Origin of the sequence: Solemya velum gill symbiont (assembly GCF_002020255.1) — a bacterium.
Lineage (GTDB): Bacteria > Pseudomonadota > Gammaproteobacteria > Chromatiales > Chromatiaceae.
The window spans coordinates 1-18,303 of the sequence record NZ_MPQG01000006.1 but is presented as its reverse complement, the minus strand read 5'-3'; the positions used below and the strand labels follow the sequence as shown (position 1 = coordinate 18,303).

Sequence of the window (18,303 nt, the reverse complement as noted above, 5' to 3'; positions counted from 1 at the left end):
ATTCGGGGCTTTTGTTGCAATGCAATAATTGCGATAATCGGAATTCAAAAATAACAGAATGACGGATAACCAGCATGACAACCATCAATAAGCACGATTTTATCGAGAGCATTGCAGATGCCCTGCAGTTCATCTCCTACTACCACCCTGAAGATTACATCCGTTCGCTGACGGAGGCATGGGAACGCGAGGAGTCCCCGGCCGCAAAAGATGCCATGACACAGATTCTCGTTAACTCGCGTATGTGCGCCGAGGGACACCGGCCAATCTGCCAGGACACTGGTGGAGTCGTGGTGTTTCTCAAGATCGGAATGGATGTCAGCTGGGAGACAGACCAGACAGTCGATGAGATGGTCAATACCGCTGTCAGCAAAGCCTATTCCCACCCGGATAACGTGCTGCGCGCTTCCATGGTTGCCGACCCGCTCGGCGCGCGCAAGAATACCGGCGACAATACGCCTGCCGTGGTCCATACCGAGCTCGTTGCAGGCGACAAGGTTGAAATCAAACTCGCCGCCAAGGGTGGTGGCTCTGAAAACAAGGCACGCTTCACTGTTCTCAACCCGAGCAGTTCGCTGGTCGACTGGGTTCTGGATATTGTCCCGACCCTGGGTGCCGGCTGGTGTCCACCTGGCATGCTCGGTATTGGTGTTGGCGGTACAGCTGAAAAAGCGATGATTCTGGCCAAAGAGTCGCTCATGGAGCATATCGATATTCACGAGTTGCAGGCACGCGGACCTACCAATCGCAAGGAAGAACTGCGCCTTGAACTGTTCGAAAAGGTGAATGCGCTCGGCATCGGCGCACAGGGTCTCGGTGGCCTGACAACAGTGCTGGATGTCAAGATCAACGACTTCCCTACCCATGCCGCCTCTCTGCCGGTTGCACTGATCCCAAACTGTGCGGCGACACGTCATGTGGAATTTACCCTTGATGGAAGCGGCCCTGCCGTACTCACACCACCTTCAATGGATGTATGGCCTGATATTACTTACGAAGCAGACGATGCATCCATTCCGGTCAATATCGATACGGTCACACGTGAAGAGATTGCCAACTGGAAACCGGGTGACCGCCTGCTGCTCTCCGGTAACCTGCTGACCGGCCGCGATGCTGCACACAAGCGCATCCAGGAACTGCTCGACAAAGGGGAACCACTCCCTGATGGAGTCGATTTCGAAAACCGCTTTATCTACTATGTCGGCCCGGTTGATCCGGTTGGTGATGAAGTCGTCGGTCCCGCAGGACCAACCACCTCGACGCGCATGGATAAATACACCGACATGATGCTCGGTAAAACAGGCCTTGTCGGCATGGTGGGTAAAGCCGAACGTGGACCTGCAGCGCGAGAGGCAATCAAAAAACATGGTGCCACCTACCTGATGGCTGTCGGTGGAGCTGCATACCTTGTGGCGAAGGCAATCAAGGCATCCCGCATGGTCGCATTTGAAGATCTCGGCATGGAAGCAATTCGTGAATTCGAGGTCAAGGATATGCCTGTCACCGTCGCAGTCGACAGCCATGGTGAATCAGTCCACGAAAGCGGACCAAAAGAGTGGCGTATCAAGATTGGCAAGCTGCCAATCGCTGAATAAATTCAGGGCAAAAAAAACGGCGGCTGACACCAGGTGTTAGCCGCCAATACTCTGCTGAGTGGTTGGAGTAGAAACGTTGAATTAGCTTCTGAAATGAATAATAGCAGAAATTTGCTGCTGTGCAACATTTTTATTCGGAAAATAAGAAATATTATCAGACAACGGATTCTGACTTCCCATTCCCGCTCATCAACAGACCATAAATAACACCTAACTCTTTAGTATTATCAATACTTTACAGTCCTATTGTAATGTTAGCATTTTCATAATTTCCCACATATACTTGCCTCTGAATGATACGACAAGTTTGGAAAAGGAGTCCCGACGACGTCATGAGAAAGATGCTTGGCTTCACGCTAATTGAGCTCTTGATCGCGCTTGTTCTGCTCGTGATATTGGCAACATTTGCTGTTCCCAATTTCGCAAAAATGATCGAGCGGAATCGCATCACCTCATCACTTGAAAATCTCTACCACGACCTGATGATTGCACGCAGTGAAGCGATCAAGCGCAACAGCAGGGTGACCATGTGCAAGTCGACAACGACAGATGACGGTAAAACCACATGTACAGCGAGCGGAGATTGGGGCCAGGGGTGGATTGTCTTTACAGACAATGCAACCGACAGCAGCAACGCCAATGCCCAAATAGACAATGGCGAAGAGTTAATTGCCAACACGCGTATCACGGGAGGTATTTCCATCAGTGGAAACAGTCTGCTACAAAACTACGTCTCCTATGTTGCCACGGGCAGAACAAAATCAACCAGTGGCGCGAGGCAGCTGGGAACCTTCACAGCCTCGTCCGGCAAGACAGAAAAAGAGTATAAACAGCAGCTGGTTCTTTCAAGTTCAGGCAGGCCCAGAATTGAAGCGCTTGCAGCGTATGAAGATGAATAGCCAGGAGAACAGATCACATCAATCCGGAGTCGGACTGATCGAAGTACTGATTGCAGTACTACTGCTCTCATTCGCCGTTCTTGGCGCTTCCAGCATGATTATTCGTGCAGAAAACAACTCCAATAGCGCCTACTACAGGGCAATTGCTACAGATATCGCGATGGAGTTGTCTGAAAGAATGTATTCCAATCTCCCTGCCCTTGAAGACAATGACGGCAACGATACAACCATTGGTGGCAGCTATGTAACTACAACCGAGTCCAACTGTGTTGTACCACCAACCGCCTATTGCAGCATCTCGACCACTACCGTGTCAGCGAACGTCGCAGACTGTACACCTGCGCAGATGGCAATTTTTGACATGTGGCAGTTACGCTGTGCCAATGGCATTAACCATCTGCCCGGTGGAACGCTCAGTGTCCAGTGCATTTATGACACAACAGATACAGGCCTGACCAATAACTGCGCCATGCGTCGTATTTATGTGCAATGGCAAGCCAGCGGCGATGCATTACCTTCCCGGGTCGTCATGCCTTTCAAACCAGCACCTATTGGATAAAGGCAGGTTGATGAGAAACCTGTTCCCGCATTCTCCCCTGCCCGACCGGCAACAAGGCGTATCAATTATCAGCCTGTTGATCAGCCTGCTGATTGGACTGCTGGTTTCCATTTTTGCTATTCATGCCTATCTTGACAGTAAATCTGCTGCACACTTCCACCTTGCACTCTCTGTTGCTAATGAGAATGCCCGTTTTGCATCCAGCGACCTGAGACGCTTCCTGGTTATGACAGGCAGAAATGTGGGTAAAGGCGATGATGTCTTTATATCTACAGGTGCCGACGATGGCTCTCCATACATTATTGATGGCACAGCAACAAGCTCCAGTCGAGTCACTGTAGCTTACCGTAGTGGCTACACCTGCAGCGGCAGCCCCGTAGATAACTCAACAGCCAGGCTCCGACTTGACGTACAGACCAGCGTTAACAATCAGAGTGAACTTTACTGCACCACCCTGGATACAGATGGCAGCGGTACCAGGCAGAGCCTGGCTGAGGGCATCGAACACCTCGAGTTTATCTATGGTGTTGATACAGATTCAGATGGCTACGCCAACAGTTATACCACTGCAGCTGCTGTTACTGCCGCCAATAAATGGAACAGCGTGGTCACGATTCGTGCAGAAATACTGGCAAGCTCGGGTAGTGTCAGGCCGGGCATCTCATCCATGCCCCAACAGCCAACTTATTATCAGGTCGGTGCGAATACAGTCACGCCTGCAGACAGGAACAAGTTCTACAGACGCGCCGGTACCACTATCGCCCTGCGCAACCTGAATGCAATTGCAAAGTAGATCAGGAGAGTTGATATGAATAAAATCATCCATAGAAAGGAAACAGGGGTAGCACTCTATGTTGTCCTGATTATGATCCTGATCACCAGCATGCTAGGTATTTCAGCCATGCAGGCAAGCATCTTCGAGACACGTGTCGCAGCCAATCACCAACACAAAAACCTTGCCTTCCAGGCTGCTGAAAATGCTCTGATGAGAGCTCTGGGTACAGAAAATCCCAATGATGTCATTCCGGCCTCAACCACACCGGGAGCAGCAAAGGCCAGCAGTAACTTCTTCTCTGCATCGCATGTAACCGGTCAGCCTGCGACTTCTGCCAACCTGACTGCTACATATATTGAAAAAGCAACGCAGGATATCTCCGGTTACCAGGTCGACTCTGACATCCTGGTATATGAACTTGAAGCAGAAGGACGTGTTGACGGTACATCATCCCGTGCAATCAACAAGATGGGGATCGGTTATATCATTCCGAATCAATAGTAACCAGCTGATGAAAAAGTTATTCGCCACAAGTTTCACAACCATCCTGATTCTGTTCAGCCATGCAGCGTTAACAGATGACCTGGACATCTATATCACCAGCCCGGTGAGTGCCAAGGCACGGGTTCTTTTCATCATAGACGAGTCAGGCAGCATGGCATTTGGCCCCAACACCGACAGGTGTCTTGTAACGAACACACCTAAAGATTGTTTCCTGAATGACGACCAGCCTAGTCAGCGCACATTCCAGGTCAAGAAGGCCATGAGGACAGTTATCGATGAATCAGACGATGATCTGTACATGGCGATTATGGGTTTCAGAGGCAAGAAAGTCTCCAGAAGCGATCCACTCTCGTGCCAAATAAAAGATGAAGGTGGAAATTGCCTAAAGGCCGATATCAGGGTTCTTACCAAGTTTCTTAACCTGGAAGAAAGTAATAGTCGAGGCTCGCTAAAATGGGCAGTTACCAGACTAGGACATGATATGTCGACCCCCACATCGTCAGCCCTGCATGATGCCGTACAGTGGTACAAAGAAGGCATTGACGCGACCAGGCATAATGGTTCCCAGGAGAACATTCCCAGCCCGATACTCAACCACTGCCAGCCGAATCATATCGTCCTGTTAAGTGATGGTGCGCCGAACAGTAATTCAATTGAAAAGAATGGCTGGGGTTACACCAACAATGATCTGGACGACCGGGAGCCCGACAACTACAGCCCTGAATGCGAATGGAGTGATAAAACAACCGGACACGCATTCGAAGCAACTGAAACACCCCAGGATGGTCGTTGCAGTCCCGATTTTGTCGAATATGCACATAATGCAGACTTGAATCCATCAATGGATGGTACACAGTTTGTCACAACACATACGATCGGCTTCCACACAACACCACTGGCGAATACTTTTCTCGCTTATATTGCAGAAAAGGGGGGAGGAGATTTCTTCACGGCTGACAATGCAGATGAGTTGACAGAGGTACTGCAAAGCCTTGTTCACGATGCTAAAGCAGTCGTTGATACAAGCATTAACACGCCGACCATTCCGTTTGATCCATCGAATATCGCAGTCAGCCAGAACAGTCTTTACCTGCCAGTATTCAAACCTGCGGTTAACCCTTTCTGGTTCGGCAACCTGAAAAAATATGAATTCAAAATCACAACTACGGGTGATTTTCAGCTGGTTGACGCCAATGATGCATCTGCCCTGAACGTTGATAATAGCTTTGTCGACGATGCCAGGAGTTTCTGGAGTGATACCCCCGATGGTAACAACCCACTGGCTGGTGGAAGCGCATCCAAACGAACAGGCAGTCGCAATCTCTACACCTATATAAACAAGAACGGTTCGACACCAGACACATTAATCGACCACAGGTTATATGACTTCGTAGCAAGAGAGGCTCATCCTGATATTCTCAATGGGATGCTGGGCGTAACCAAATCATCTGAGGTGACTGCGTTGCTCAAATGGATCAGTACTGGCCACGGATTTATGGGCGCCCCACTGCATACTGCACCTGCCCTCCTCAATTACCAGGACAGACTGGGCACTTCTCAATCGATACTATTGATCACCACATCCGAGGGAGTATTATCTGCAATCGATCCTGCATCTGGTGAAGAGCTCTGGGCATACATGCCGAAAGAGTTGCTGGAAAACATCAAAACAATCAAGTACCAGGTCGATAATCCGGATGATACTAAATTAACCGCTGAGCGTATCTATGGCCTTGATGGTCATCTCGAGATTCTTCACGATGACACGAATGGTGACAACCTGATCAATGGCAGTGAATCGGTCACGGCAATATTCGGCATGCGCAGAGGGGGTAGAAATTATTATGCTCTCGATATCACTGATCCTGAAAGCCCGGAATTCAAGTGGGAAATTATCGGTGGTGAGGGAAATTTCAGGCAGCTAGGCCAGACCTGGGCAAAACCTGATTCAGGGAAAATCATCATCAGTGGCGTGGAGCGTGAGGTGATTCTTTTCAGTGGTGGTTATGATCCGGATCAGGACGTCGTCAATGGTGCAAGAGTTGCTGACGACATAGGTAATGCACTTTATATTGTCGATGCAGAGAGTGGTGAGCGACTCTGGTGGGCCTCATCAAAAGCCGGAGCCTCTCTAAGATTGACCAATATGACAAACTCTATCGCAGCAGATGCACGCCCGGTAGATGTGGATGATGATGGTATCTGGGACCGGATTTACCTTGCTGATACAGGTGGTCGTATTATCCGCATTGACTTCTACACTGATTCCGATGATGCGCATCAAATCAATGGGTACATCCTGGCCGATCTCAATGGCGGCACTGCTAACAGCAACAGGCGCTTTTTCACCAGCCCGGAAGTTGGCTACTATGCGTCCGGCAATGAACGCTTCTACGCCCTGCTGGCAGGAAGTGGCGATCGTCCTGACCCTATGGATCACTCAGTGCAGAATCGTTTCTATATGATCAAGGATTACTACCCATGGTCGCCACAACGTACAGGAGATGTATACACTCCACCACAGCCTATTGTTGAAAATACATCCCTGTGTGGGGACATAAATAATTGCCATACACTTTATGATGCCACCACTAACTTGACTCAGTCAGGCACAACCGAGGAACAGCAAGGCGCACATAATCTCTTGTCTAACACAAGCGGCTGGTATATTGATCTTGCCGAAAGAGAGATGAGTGCGAGTCGTGCTCTTCTCTACAATCACAATCTCTATTTCACCACTTTTTCAGGACGTATCACCCCGGCAGCAGGGGTTTGCGATCCGTCCGACCTCACGTTCACAAGCCGCTTGTTCGCCCTGAATCTCCGCACTGCAGGAGCTGTTATCAGGCACTTCGATAACGACACATCCGACCTCTCAACAGCTGATCGGTCAGTTGAACTAAATGTCGCTGGACTCCCACCAGCACCTTCAATCTTTTTTGTCGGCGAAACTGAAACAGAAGAGAATGGGGAAACTGTAACCACCCCTGTGAACAAGCTATTTGTAGGTGCTGGACTCGATATACCTGTCTCCTCCACATACAGGCCCGTCCCCCTGTGGTGGGAGGAAGTCATCAATGTCGACTAAAGCCGGACACCAGGATGGAAACAGTGGCTTCTCACTGATCGAGCTTCTGATCACCATCGTCGTGATTGCCATTCTCGCAAGCGTTGCCTATCCGGACTATAGCCAGTTCGTACTGAAATCACGTCGTCTCGATGCCCAGAGTGAATTGATGGACCTGGCGCATCGCCAGGAAATATATTATGCAGCCAATGCAACTTATACGGTCAACATGACCAACCTGGGATATGCCAATAGCGTGTCGGCAACAACCGCAGAGGGTTATTACAGGCTGAATGTTGAAGCGGCAACTGCAGCATGCCCCCTAAGCCGCTGTTTCCTTCTTAAGGCTATTCCACTAGGTAACCAGGCAAATGACCGTTTTAATATTATTCGCCTTCATTCAAGCGGCAGCAAAGAAATGAAAAAGAAAAATAGTGGAAGTTACCAAACTGGATGGGATGACTGAAAAGCAGATCGGGAACCTGCACAGCCGGATTAGCGGGATATCTTGCCGAATGCAGGGTGATTCTGAATCAACAACTCTTCTACTTCGTCACTTAGCATAGGTTTTGCGTAGAGGTATCCCTGTACAAAATCACATTTGTGTTGGCGAAGAAACTCAGCCTGCTTTTCAGTCTCCACTCCTTCAGCCACCACCTTGTAACCCAGTTGTTTTGCAAGTGCGATACTGGCACCTGTGATTGCCTCATCGTTCGGGTCTTCACCTAAACCATCAACGAACGAGCGGTCAATTTTGAGTCGATTAAGGGGTAACCGTTTCAGGTTAACCAGGGAGGAATGACCTGTACCGAAATCGTCAATTGAGAGGTCTATACCCATACTGGAGAAAGTATCAAGGTTACTGTAAATAGCGCCGCCTTCGTGTAAAACCATGCTTTCGGTAATCTCGAACTCCAGGAGACTGCCGGGCAGCTCGTAGCGAGCGAGAATATCTTTTACCTCATTCACCAGTGATGCATTGTTTAGCTGACGACTGGATAGATTAATTGCGATACGGCCAAAATGAAGATTTCTCTTCAGCCAAGTTGTTGCCTGCCTGCATGCCTCCTCTATCACCCAGATTCCCATGGCTTCTATGAGCCCTGTTATCTCGGCCATCGGAATAAAGCTATTCGGATTGCGGAACTCGGGCGCAGCCGTCGGCCAGCGAACCAGCGCCTCAAGCCCTATCAGAGCATCATCCTCCAGACTGTATTGGGGCTGGTAACGAAGAACCAGTTCATGCTCTGAAATGGCTTTGCGCAGACTGGCTTCCAGTGCCAGGTAGTTCGCAGAGTTGTCTGCAAGTTCCGGGGTGAAAAAACTGTACTGGTTGCGTCCGGCTTCCTTGGCCATATACATGGCACTATCAGCGTATCGCAGTAAGATATCTGCTTCCTCGCCGTCATCTGGCACAACAGCAATACCAATACTCACGCTTATCTGAAGTTCCATTTCGGTGAGCCTTAAAGGGTCATTAAAAGCATCGAGAAAATGCTTGGCTGCCTGTCCTGCGTGATGAGCACTCTCCAGATCCTCAAGAATAATCACGAACTCGTCACCACCAAAGCGGAATACTGTATCCTCGGCACGGCAGCTGATTTTCAGACGATGAGAGACTTCCTTGAGAAGTTCATCTCCGACGGTATGCCCAAGGCTGTCATTAACATGCTTGAAGCGGTCAAGGTCCATAAGTATGACAGCAACTTTTTTCCCGGTTCTCTTTGTTCTCGACACCGCCTGGCACAGCCGGTTTTCCAGCAATACCCTGTTAGGCAACCCGGTCAAAGTGTCATGGGTGGCCAGGTGTTCGAGTTTGTTACGCGCCTTGGTCAACTCGGTCACATCTCTTGCAAGAAATAAAACCGCCTTTCGATCATTCACTTTCAGACCAGTCGATATAACACGACCTTCGAAGATTCGCTTTCCTGCTTGCACAGCTAGCTCATATTCCACCACTTGGAGTGTATTGGTTTCCAGGGCACGGTGGATGACATCCATGAAAAATGAAGCCTGTTCAGATGACATGACATCTGCCAGCAATTTCCCCTTGAGTTCCATGGATGGCTGTACCAGTTCATGCTCATCCCCGGAAATAATATCGACATAACGACCATCCTCATCCAGCAAAAACACCAAATCAGGCAATGTATTAATCAGTGCACGAAGTCGACCATCGGCAGTCGCCTTCTGCGCCTGAAACATCTCCTGTAGTTCATCTGAAGAAGTTTGCAGGGAACGTTCAAGCAGATAGCGATCATCATCGGCCTGCTGATAGGTATCCGAAATAGACTGCAAAAGCGCTTCCCACCGCACATCACCCGGCAGGCTACTGCCAGTTAAATCCAGCTTGCGTAGTTGACGTGAGAGTAGTCGGTGCATCAGGCCTTTTCCCATATCAGGGTAAGAGTCATGGTCTGGTTGTGCAAATCACAACGGCCACTGGCCAACGGCGAAATTTCTCCGTAGGAGTAGTAACCAATGACCCCTGCCCCGGCAGGCAATACCTCTTTCACCGCCTCAAGTTCTTCTTCAACACGGGGACCCAGAACAAGGCGCCTGCCGACACAACTGATGGCAAGGCATATCGCCGGGCCATTTTCATAACCAGTCATGTCCAGTTGTTCGGCTGCTTCAGCGGCACCATCAACAAGGCGATCGAAATTGGCCCGCATCAATTTGACGTGACTACCTTCAGGAATATCGCCAGCAAAAATTATAGACTGCTTCTGCTCATCAACCGCCAGAATAGTACGAACCGTATCATGATCGTCATCATTTTCATTGCGAATGGCAAGGGGAAACAGAAGGCCTGTTGCGGGCAAGTCTTCAGCTCTCTCTCCAAGGTACTTCTTGTAAACTTCCAGGGCGGGCTGATTATCCATTGTATAGAGCACATTACCCACCGAGTAAGTCACCTCGCGGTCAGGTCCAAGCAGATCCCAGCCGCCGCGAGAACCGTGAGCAACTCTGACTGCATCACCATAAAGCCCCACTGCCACTACTCTGCCGGTTTTACACTTCCCGTCGTATAAAAGCCACGTTCGCTCAAATCGATCACAGTCACCTGCCAATCCTCCAGTTATGATCACATCGTCAGGTAATATGTGATTCAAGCCCTCCACATATGCAGAACCATTCACCTTCAGACCATCAGTCAGGGTAAAAACAGCTGCTAAATCAGGCGCCAGCAGTTGTTCGGCCACGCTCGTCCCTACATCGAAAGAGTGTTCGGCGTCAGTTATTTCAGAATGAACCAACTTGAGGCGGGTATCGGCAAAGTGAATGACTGCAGCGATAATACTATCGTCTGATAACACCTCACCATATATCTCACCAGATGAGGAGCAGCCGACGACAACAGAATTGGGAAAGCTGACATGAATCCCGGCAAGTTCAGAGCATAACTCTTCCTCAGGGCGGGCAGTTACAAATACGACAATGAGTGTCTGGGGGGAATCCATCGCACTATCTAATGGGTGATCCCACTTCTCTTCGACAGTGTATCTATGCAGGCTAAATTCCATGAGTCAACTCTCCGATTGCATTCATACGAGATGAGAATTTGCCCGATTCTGACTGATACCCCTGAAAGAGTCTCAACATTGATTGGTGGCTCTCATCCTTCAAACAGGCAGCGGTATTATCCTGTTTTTTATTGTCGATCTCTCTCCTTAATCACGTCTACCGCCACAAGTTTCAAGTCCGGATTAAAACTTATAGATATATATATCACTTTCTGCCACGATTCTCAGCATATTTGAAACGTTTTTTCTGATCTAATCGATAATTTTTCTGACATAAAAAAAGCGGGGAGTCTTCCCACCGCTCTTGTTACTATCCTTTATCGCTTGTCCCAACGAGACACTCTCATCTCGATTTACGCGATAGAGTCATGTCACCTGCATATCATTAAAACGCATCACCGGGTATGCGAACCCACCCTTCCATGAGCACACGGGCACTTCTGCTCATCACCACTTTATCGACAGTCCAGTCACCCTCATTCTGGCTCGCTTGTGCACCGACTTTCAGAGTGCCGGAGGGGTGACCGAATGTGACACTGCTACGTTCTCCACCACCGGCTGCCTGGTTTACAAGAGTACCCGGGATCGCCGCAGCAGTGCCAATCGCTACGGCAGCTGTACCCATCATGGCATGGTGCAATTTGCCCATTGAAAGTGCGCGGACATTCAGATCGATATCTGTCGTATTGACCTGCTTGCCACTGGAAGAGACGTAGTCTTGCGGATTTGCGACGAATGCAACTTTCGGCGTGTGTTGACGAGCAGCTGCTTCTTCAATGTTTTCGATCAGGCCCATATGTACCGCACCGTATGCACGAATCGTTTCAAAGCGTTCGAGTACCGCCGGATCGCCATTGATCACTTCCTGCAGTTCCGTACCTGTATAACCGATGTCACCGGCATTAAGGAATACGGTCGGGATACCTGCATTAATCATGGTCGCTTTAAAGGTTCCGATGCCCGGCACCTCGAGGTCATCGACCAGGTTACCGGTAGGAAACATCGCTTCAGATGGATCTACGGGACTAATGAACTCCACCTCTACTTCAGCTGCCGGAAAAGTCACACCGTCGAGTTCAAAGTCACCGGTCTCCTGCACCATGCCGTTAGTGATCGGCACATGTGCAACAATCGTCTTCTCGATATTCTTCTGCCATATGCGTACAACTGCAGTGCCATTGTCAGGAACACGTTCCGCATCAACAAGGCCACTGGAAATCGCAAATGAACCAACCGCCGCAGTCAGGTTGCCACAGTTGCCACTCCAGTCGACAAATGGCTTGTCGATAGAGACCTGGCCAAACAGGTAATCGACATCATGATCTGCCTTTTCGCTTTTGGCCAGAATGACTGTTTTGCTGGTACTGGATGTTGCACCACCCATACCATCAGTTTGCTTACCATAAGGATCGGGGCTGCCAATTACACGCAGTAACAGTTTGTCACGTGCCTCACCTGGCACTTGTGCTGCTTCAGGCAGATCTCCAAGATTAAAAAAAACACCCTTGCTGGTTCCACCACGCATATAGGTGGCCGGGATCTTTATCTGCGCTACATGAGCCATGCTCTCTTCTCCCTAGTTTGCACTTGAGGCAAGAAAATCCTGTGCAAAACGCTGCAGCACACCACCCGCCTCGTACACGGAAACCTCTTCAGCGGTATCAAGACGACAGGTGACCGGAATCTCGACTGTCTCACTGTTGCTACGATGCATCTTCACGAGTAACTCTGCACGCGGACTTGGTTCGCCGACTACGTCGAAGGTTTCAGTGCCATCGATTTTGTAGGTCTCACGCGTCTCACCATCTTTAAACTCCAGCGGCAGTACACCCATGCCAACCAGGTTAGTACGGTGTATGCGTTCAAAGCCCTCGGCAACTATCGCTTCAACACCGGCCAGGCGCACACCCTTGGCTGCCCAGTCGCGTGAAGAACCCTGGCCATAGTCAGCGCCGGCAACAATACAGAGAGGCTGCTTGCGCTGCATGTAGGTTTCGATTGCTTCCCACATCCGCACCTGCTCGCCTTCCGGCTCGATACGTGCGAGAGAACCCTGGATAATTTCACCACTGTCATCACAGCACATTTCATTGAGCAGTTTAGGATTGGCAAAGGTTGCACGCTGTGCAGTCAGGTGATCACCACGGTGCGTTGCGTAGGAGTTAAAGTCCTCTTCCGGCAAACCCATCTTTGCGAGGTATTCACCTGCAGCACTGCTCGCCATGATGGCGTTGGAGGGCGACAGGTGATCGGTTGTAATGTTGTCTCCGAGCACAGCCAGTGGACGCATACCCTTGAGGGTACGTTTACCGGCTAGCGCACCTTCCCAGTATGGCGGACGGCGGATATAGGTACTTTGTGGACGCCAGTCGTAAAGCGGGCTTTCAGCCTGTTCACGTGCACCGAGGTCAAACATCGGATCGTAAACCTGGTGGAATTGTTCCGGCTTGACGTATGCATTGACTATTGCATCGATCTCTTCATCGCTTGGCCAGATATCCTTCAGGGTCACCGGGTTGCCATTGCTGTCGGTACCCAGTACATCCTTCTCGATATCAAAACGTACTGTACCTGCAATCGCATAGGCAACTACCAACGGTGGTGAAGCGAGGAAAGCCTGCTTGGCATACGGGTGGATACGACCATCAAAGTTTCGGTTACCCGAGAGTACAGCAGTGGCATACAGATCGCGATCGATAATCTCCTGCTGAATTTTCGGATCGAGTGCACCACTCATACCGTTACAGGTAGTACAAGCATATGCGACGATACCGAAGCCCAGTTTTTCGAGTTCAGGTAACAAACCAGCCTCTTCCAGGTACAACCTGGCGACTTTCGATCCGGGTGCAAAAGAGGATTTCACCCAGGGCTTGCGTACCAGGCCCAGTTCATTTGCCTTACGTGCAAGCAGCGCTGCCGCAACCACGTTACGAGGATTGGAAGTATTGGTACAGGAGGTAATTGCCGCAATAATGACTGCACCGTCCGGCATCTCACCTGTTTTCTCTTCCCACTCAGATGCAATACCACGCTCGGCAAGATCCGTGGTCGGCAGACGACGATGCGGATTGGATGGACCCGCCATGTTGCGTCCGACAGTGGAGAGATCGAATTCCAGCACACGCTCATATTCAGCTTCTGAAAGATCATCACCCCACAGACCTGTGGTCTTTGCATAATTCTCTACCAACGCCACCTGCTCGGCATCGCGCCCGGTCAGCTTGAGATAATCGATCGTCTGCTTATCAATGTAGAACATGCCGGCTGAGGCACCAAACTCGGGAGTCATGTTGGAAATTGTTGCACGGTCACCAATGGTCAGGTCCGCAGTACCCTCGCCAAAGAACTCAAGGTAGGCAGAAACAACCTTCTGCTGACGCAGAAACTCGGTCAGGGCCAGTACTATATCGGTAGCAGTGATACCGGGCTGGCGCTTACCTGTCAATTTCACTCCGACAATCTCCGGCAGTCGCATCATCGATGGTCGACCAAGCATGACTGTCTCGGCTTCAAGGCCGCCAACACCGATTGCGATTACACCCAGGCAGTCGATGTGCGGAGTGTGGCTGTCTGTACCAACACAGGTATCAGGAAAGGCTACACCCTCACGTGACTGAACAACCGGTGACATCTTCTCGAGATTGATCTGGTGCATGATGCCGTTTCCGGCAGGGATGACATCGACATTCTCGAACGCAGTTTTGGTCCACTCGATAAAGTGGAAGCGGTCTTCGTTGCGGCGATCTTCAATGGCACGGTTCTTCTCGAACGCATCCGGATCAAAACCACCGTGTTCCACTGCCAGGGAGTGGTCGACAATCAACTGGGTAGGAACAACCGGGTTGACCTTTGCCGGGTCACCTCCCTGGTCGGCAATTGCATCTCGCAGTCCAGCCAGGTCAACCAGCGCAGTTTGACCGAGAATGTCATGACAAACCACGCGCGCCGGATACCATGGAAAATCCAGATCACGTTTACGCTCGATAAGTTGCTTGAGAGAATCTTCAAGCATGGTGGGATCGCAACGACGCACGAGCTGTTCTGCCAGTATCCGCGAGGTATATGGCAGGCTCTCATAGGAACCGGGTTTAATCGAATCAACAGCAGAACGTGTATCGAAATAATCCAGCGTGGTACCCGGCAGGGTTTTACGATAATTCGTGTTAGTCATGAATGCAGTTCTCTAATTCCTGAATAAGTCAGCCGCCTGCAGTCAGCGCATATCCATCAATGGGTCGGATCAATCGACCATGCACTGCCAGCAAGCAACCTGAACGCTTTTTGAACCTGTAACTCAGCGCGCTTCGAGCGGTACCCAGTCACGGCTCTCGGGGCCAACATAATTGGCGCTTGGGCGAATGATCTTGCCATCCTCGCGCTGCTCGATCACATGCGCGCCCCAGCCAGTAACACGTGAAATAACGAACAGTGGTGTGAACATGTCGGTCGGTACACCCATCTGGTTGTAAGAGACAGCTGAGAACCAGTCCAGGTTGGGGAACATTTTCTTGATCTCCAGCATGACACTCTCGAGACGATCTGCAACCGAGAACATGGTGGTATCGCCGTTGCTCTCGGAGAGCTCTTTTGCAACGCGCTTGATCACCTCGTTACGCGGATCAGCAATGGTGTATACAGGATGACCAAAACCGATAACGATCTCCTTGTTTGCAACACGCTCACGGATATCCGCCTCGGCCTGGTCAGCATTGGAGTAACGGCTCTGGATACGGAATGCTGCCTCGTTGGCACCACCGTGCTTGGGTCCACGCAATGCACCGATCGCACCTGTGATCGCGGAGTACATATCTGAATTGGTACCGGCAACAACGCGCGCAGTAAATGTTGATGCATTGAATTCATGTTCAGCATAGAGATTAAGCGAGGTGTGCATGGCACGAACCCACTCTGCCGACGGCTTTTCACCATGCAACAGGTGCAGGAAGTGGCCGCCGATTGAATCGTCATCAGTCTCTACATCGATACGCTTGCCATTAACGGCAAAGTGATACCAATAAAGCAGCATGGATCCAAAGCTGGCCATCATGCGATCGATAATGTCGCGTGCTTCAGCCGCAGGCATCTCTTCTTTCTCAGGCACACAACTGCCTAGCACCGAGCAGGCAGTACGCAAAACATCCATCGGGTGTGACGATGCCGGCAGCGCCTCAAGCGCCTGCTTGACCGCTTGCGGGATACCACGCAGTGATTTCAGCTTCGCCTTGTAGGTCGCCAGCTGTGCCTTGTTCGGCAATTCACCGTGAACCAGCAGATATGCGATCTCCTCGAATTCAGCCTTGTCAGCAAAATCGAGAATGTCATAGCCGCGATAATGCAGGTCGTTACCAGTACGGCCGACAGTACAGACAGCCGTGTTACCTGCCGCAGTACCTGACAGCGCAACTGACTTTTTTGCTTTTGGAAGTACCTGTTCAGTCATCAATATTCTCCTTAGATTCTGTTATCCGCGAGTGACTCTGAGTCACTCCTCTTTCTGTTCCGCGAAAAGCTGATCAAGCTTGTGCTCGTAACTGTGATAGTCGAGAAAATCATAAAGCTCCATGCGAGTCTGCATGGTATCGACAACACCTTGCTGTGTTCCGGTACTGAGCAGCTCTTGGTAAACCTTCAGTGCAGCCAGGCTCATGGCGCGGAAAGCACTGAGTGGATAAAGCGCCAGCTTGACGCCGGCTGAAGCCAGTTCCTCTGTAGTAAACAAGGGGGTTGCACCAAATTCGGTGATATTTGCCAGCACCGGAACATTCACAGCACTGGTGAATTCCTTGTACTGTTCAAGCGTATTAATCGCTTCAGGAAAAATCATGTCGGCACCGGCTTCAACGCAGGCAATCGCGCGTTCAACAGCTGACTCCATGCCTTCAACAGCAAGGGCATCTGTACGTGCCATGACAACAAAACTCTCATCACTCTTCGCATCGACAGCCGCCTTGACGCGATCGACCATCTCTTCCTGTGTGACGATTGCCTTGTTGGGACGATGACCACAACGCTTCTGCATGACCTGGTCCTCGATGTGCATACCAGCTGTACCTGATCGGATCATCTCGCGTGTACAGCGTGCGATATTGAAAGCTCCGCCCCAACCGGCATCAACGTCAACCAGCAGTGGCAACGAGGAAGCATCCGTAATGCGATTAACGTCTTCAAGGACATCTTTCATGGTTGTAATACCAAGATCAGGAATGCCCATTGAGCAAGCTGCAACACCGCCGCCTGAAAGGTAGATTGCCTTGTGGCCAACTTTTTCGGCCATGATGGCACTGTAAGCGTTCACCGCGCCAACAACCTGCAGCGGATTGTCCTCTTCAACGGCACGACGCAGTTTCGCACCAGGGGTTAAATTTGTATCAGTCATGATAGTCCTTGAGTAGCAATTCTCTGGCGATCTGCCAGGCACCACTAATGTGCCGGCGCATAAGGATTTCCGCCAATTCACCATCTCGCCTGGAGATGGCGTCAACAATCTGGCGATGTTCACCAAGTGCCTTGGTAGGACGTGATGGAGCTTTTGCAGTACGGTAGCGACACATACGAATCAGCTGGTACAACTCACTACTGAGAGATTTAACCAACAGTTGATTCTGACTCGCCTGTGCAATGCGGATATGAAAATCCACATCGCCCTCACGCTGAAAATAGACCGTGCCTTCAGTTTCATCAATGTTCTTTTCGTGCTGCTCAAGCAACAACCAGAGTTCATCGACTTCCTTCGGCTTGATGAATTCAGCTGCAAGACGTGTCGACATGCCTTCCAGTGCTTCACGCACCGAGTAGACATCTGACATCATTTTCTCGCTGAGGGTAACAACACGCGCCCCGGCATGAGGAATACGCTGTACCAGGTGCATCGCTTCAAGACGACGAATCGCTTCACGTAACGGCCCACGGCTTACGCCATGCTCACGCGCCAGATCCTCTTCCACAATTTTGGATCCCTGAGAAAGCCGTCCTGTGATGATGTCGTCCTTCAGCTGATGGCATACCCGGTCTGCCAGCGTACGACTACTGCCGGTATCCAACGTGCTGATGGTCTCTTTTTTCGCCTGTTCCATTTCGCCTTTTGTTGACAATTCTATGTGTATTGGCTGGAAATCGAGTTAATTAAAGCCCATTCACGCCTGATTGTCAACAATATGGCCCTAGGCTGTATATTATTTATACATTTCACTGCCAGTTTTCATGCGGCACGAAAACAATCGAAACAAAAACACAGTAAATCAATAAGTTATCAATATTAATCTTTCAGCAATTGCTAATTATCTTTTTTGTGAAAAATAGCATACGCGGATTCAACTCACTAGTGCAACGGATGGGTTAATCCCGAAAAATACTTGATTGGGCGTTTTAATGCCAAGA

At 50.2% G+C, this 18,303-nt stretch carries 14 protein-coding genes; 7 read left to right on the top strand and 7 right to left on the bottom strand.

All coding sequences use genetic code 11. The features are described from left to right. Positions 1–74 precede the first annotated feature (74 nt). From BOW06_RS05875 to BOW06_RS05845, 7 genes are all read left to right on the top strand, one after another. Positions 75–1,595, top strand: coding sequence for a fumarate hydratase (locus tag BOW06_RS05875; protein ID WP_043115184.1), 1,521 nt, complete (start codon positions 75–77; stop codon positions 1,593–1,595). A 332-nt stretch (positions 1,596–1,927) separates the two neighbouring features. Continuing rightward, a complete protein-coding gene (locus BOW06_RS05870; protein WP_043115183.1) occupies positions 1,928–2,494 on the top strand; it encodes a GspH/FimT family pseudopilin in 567 nt (188 codons plus the stop codon). Then, on the top strand, positions 2,481–3,053 hold the full coding sequence (gene pilV, locus BOW06_RS05865) for a type IV pilus modification protein PilV (protein ID WP_078452877.1): 573 nt from the start codon (positions 2,481–2,483) through the stop codon (positions 3,051–3,053). The genes BOW06_RS05870 and pilV overlap by 14 nt, the downstream gene beginning before the upstream one ends. A gap of 10 nt (positions 3,054–3,063) precedes the next feature. Further along, positions 3,064–3,846: a PilW family protein gene (locus BOW06_RS05860; RefSeq protein WP_043115182.1), complete on the top strand. Its 783-nt coding sequence runs from the start codon at positions 3,064–3,066 to the stop codon at positions 3,844–3,846. Between the two features lie 15 nt (positions 3,847–3,861). Next, on the top strand, positions 3,862–4,329 hold the full coding sequence (locus BOW06_RS05855; protein WP_043115181.1) for a pilus assembly PilX family protein: 468 nt from the start codon (positions 3,862–3,864) through the stop codon (positions 4,327–4,329). Positions 4,330–4,339: 10 nt separating this feature from the next. Continuing rightward, entirely contained in the window at positions 4,340–7,420 is a 3,081-nt protein-coding gene (locus tag BOW06_RS05850; protein ID WP_179115123.1) for a pilus assembly protein, read from the top strand. Then, complete coding sequence (locus tag BOW06_RS05845; protein WP_078454503.1) at positions 7,410–7,865, top strand: type IV pilin protein; 456 nt, start codon at positions 7,410–7,412, stop codon at positions 7,863–7,865. Before BOW06_RS05850 ends, BOW06_RS05845 begins: the two co-directional genes overlap by 11 nt. Before the next feature lie 29 nt (positions 7,866–7,894). On the opposite strand, the gene BOW06_RS05840 is transcribed toward BOW06_RS05845, so the two are convergent. The 7 genes from BOW06_RS05840 to BOW06_RS05810 all read right to left on the bottom strand — a co-directional run bounded on the left by BOW06_RS05840 (position 7,895) and on the right by BOW06_RS05810 (position 17,999). Next, on the bottom strand, positions 7,895–9,781 hold the full coding sequence (locus BOW06_RS05840) for a putative bifunctional diguanylate cyclase/phosphodiesterase (RefSeq protein WP_179115124.1): 1,887 nt from the start codon (positions 9,779–9,781) through the stop codon (positions 7,895–7,897). After that, a complete protein-coding gene (locus BOW06_RS05835) occupies positions 9,781–10,926 on the bottom strand; it encodes an FIST signal transduction protein (RefSeq protein ID WP_043115177.1) in 1,146 nt (381 codons plus the stop codon). The genes BOW06_RS05840 and BOW06_RS05835 overlap by 1 nt, the downstream gene beginning before the upstream one ends. Positions 10,927–11,311: 385 nt before the next feature. Continuing rightward, positions 11,312–12,490 carry a 2-methylaconitate cis-trans isomerase PrpF gene (gene prpF, locus BOW06_RS05830; protein ID WP_043115176.1) on the bottom strand — a complete coding sequence of 393 codons (1,179 nt, stop codon included), beginning with the start codon at positions 12,488–12,490 and terminating at the stop codon, positions 11,312–11,314. Between the two features lie 12 nt (positions 12,491–12,502). Next, a complete protein-coding gene (acnD, locus tag BOW06_RS05825; protein WP_043115174.1) occupies positions 12,503–15,097 on the bottom strand; it encodes a Fe/S-dependent 2-methylisocitrate dehydratase AcnD in 2,595 nt (864 codons plus the stop codon). A gap of 123 nt (positions 15,098–15,220) precedes the next feature. After that, the gene (gene prpC / locus BOW06_RS05820; RefSeq protein WP_078452882.1) at positions 15,221–16,366 is read right to left on the bottom strand and encodes a bifunctional 2-methylcitrate synthase/citrate synthase; all 1,146 of its coding nucleotides are present in this window, start codon (positions 16,364–16,366) and stop codon (positions 15,221–15,223) included. 42 nt (positions 16,367–16,408) lie between these two features. Further along, entirely contained in the window at positions 16,409–17,302 is an 894-nt protein-coding gene (prpB, locus tag BOW06_RS05815; RefSeq protein WP_078454502.1) for a methylisocitrate lyase, read from the bottom strand. Beyond that, on the bottom strand, positions 17,295–17,999 hold the full coding sequence (locus BOW06_RS05810; protein ID WP_052131908.1) for a GntR family transcriptional regulator: 705 nt from the start codon (positions 17,997–17,999) through the stop codon (positions 17,295–17,297). Before BOW06_RS05810 ends, prpB begins: the two co-directional genes overlap by 8 nt. Between the last annotated feature and the right edge of the window lie 304 nt (positions 18,000–18,303).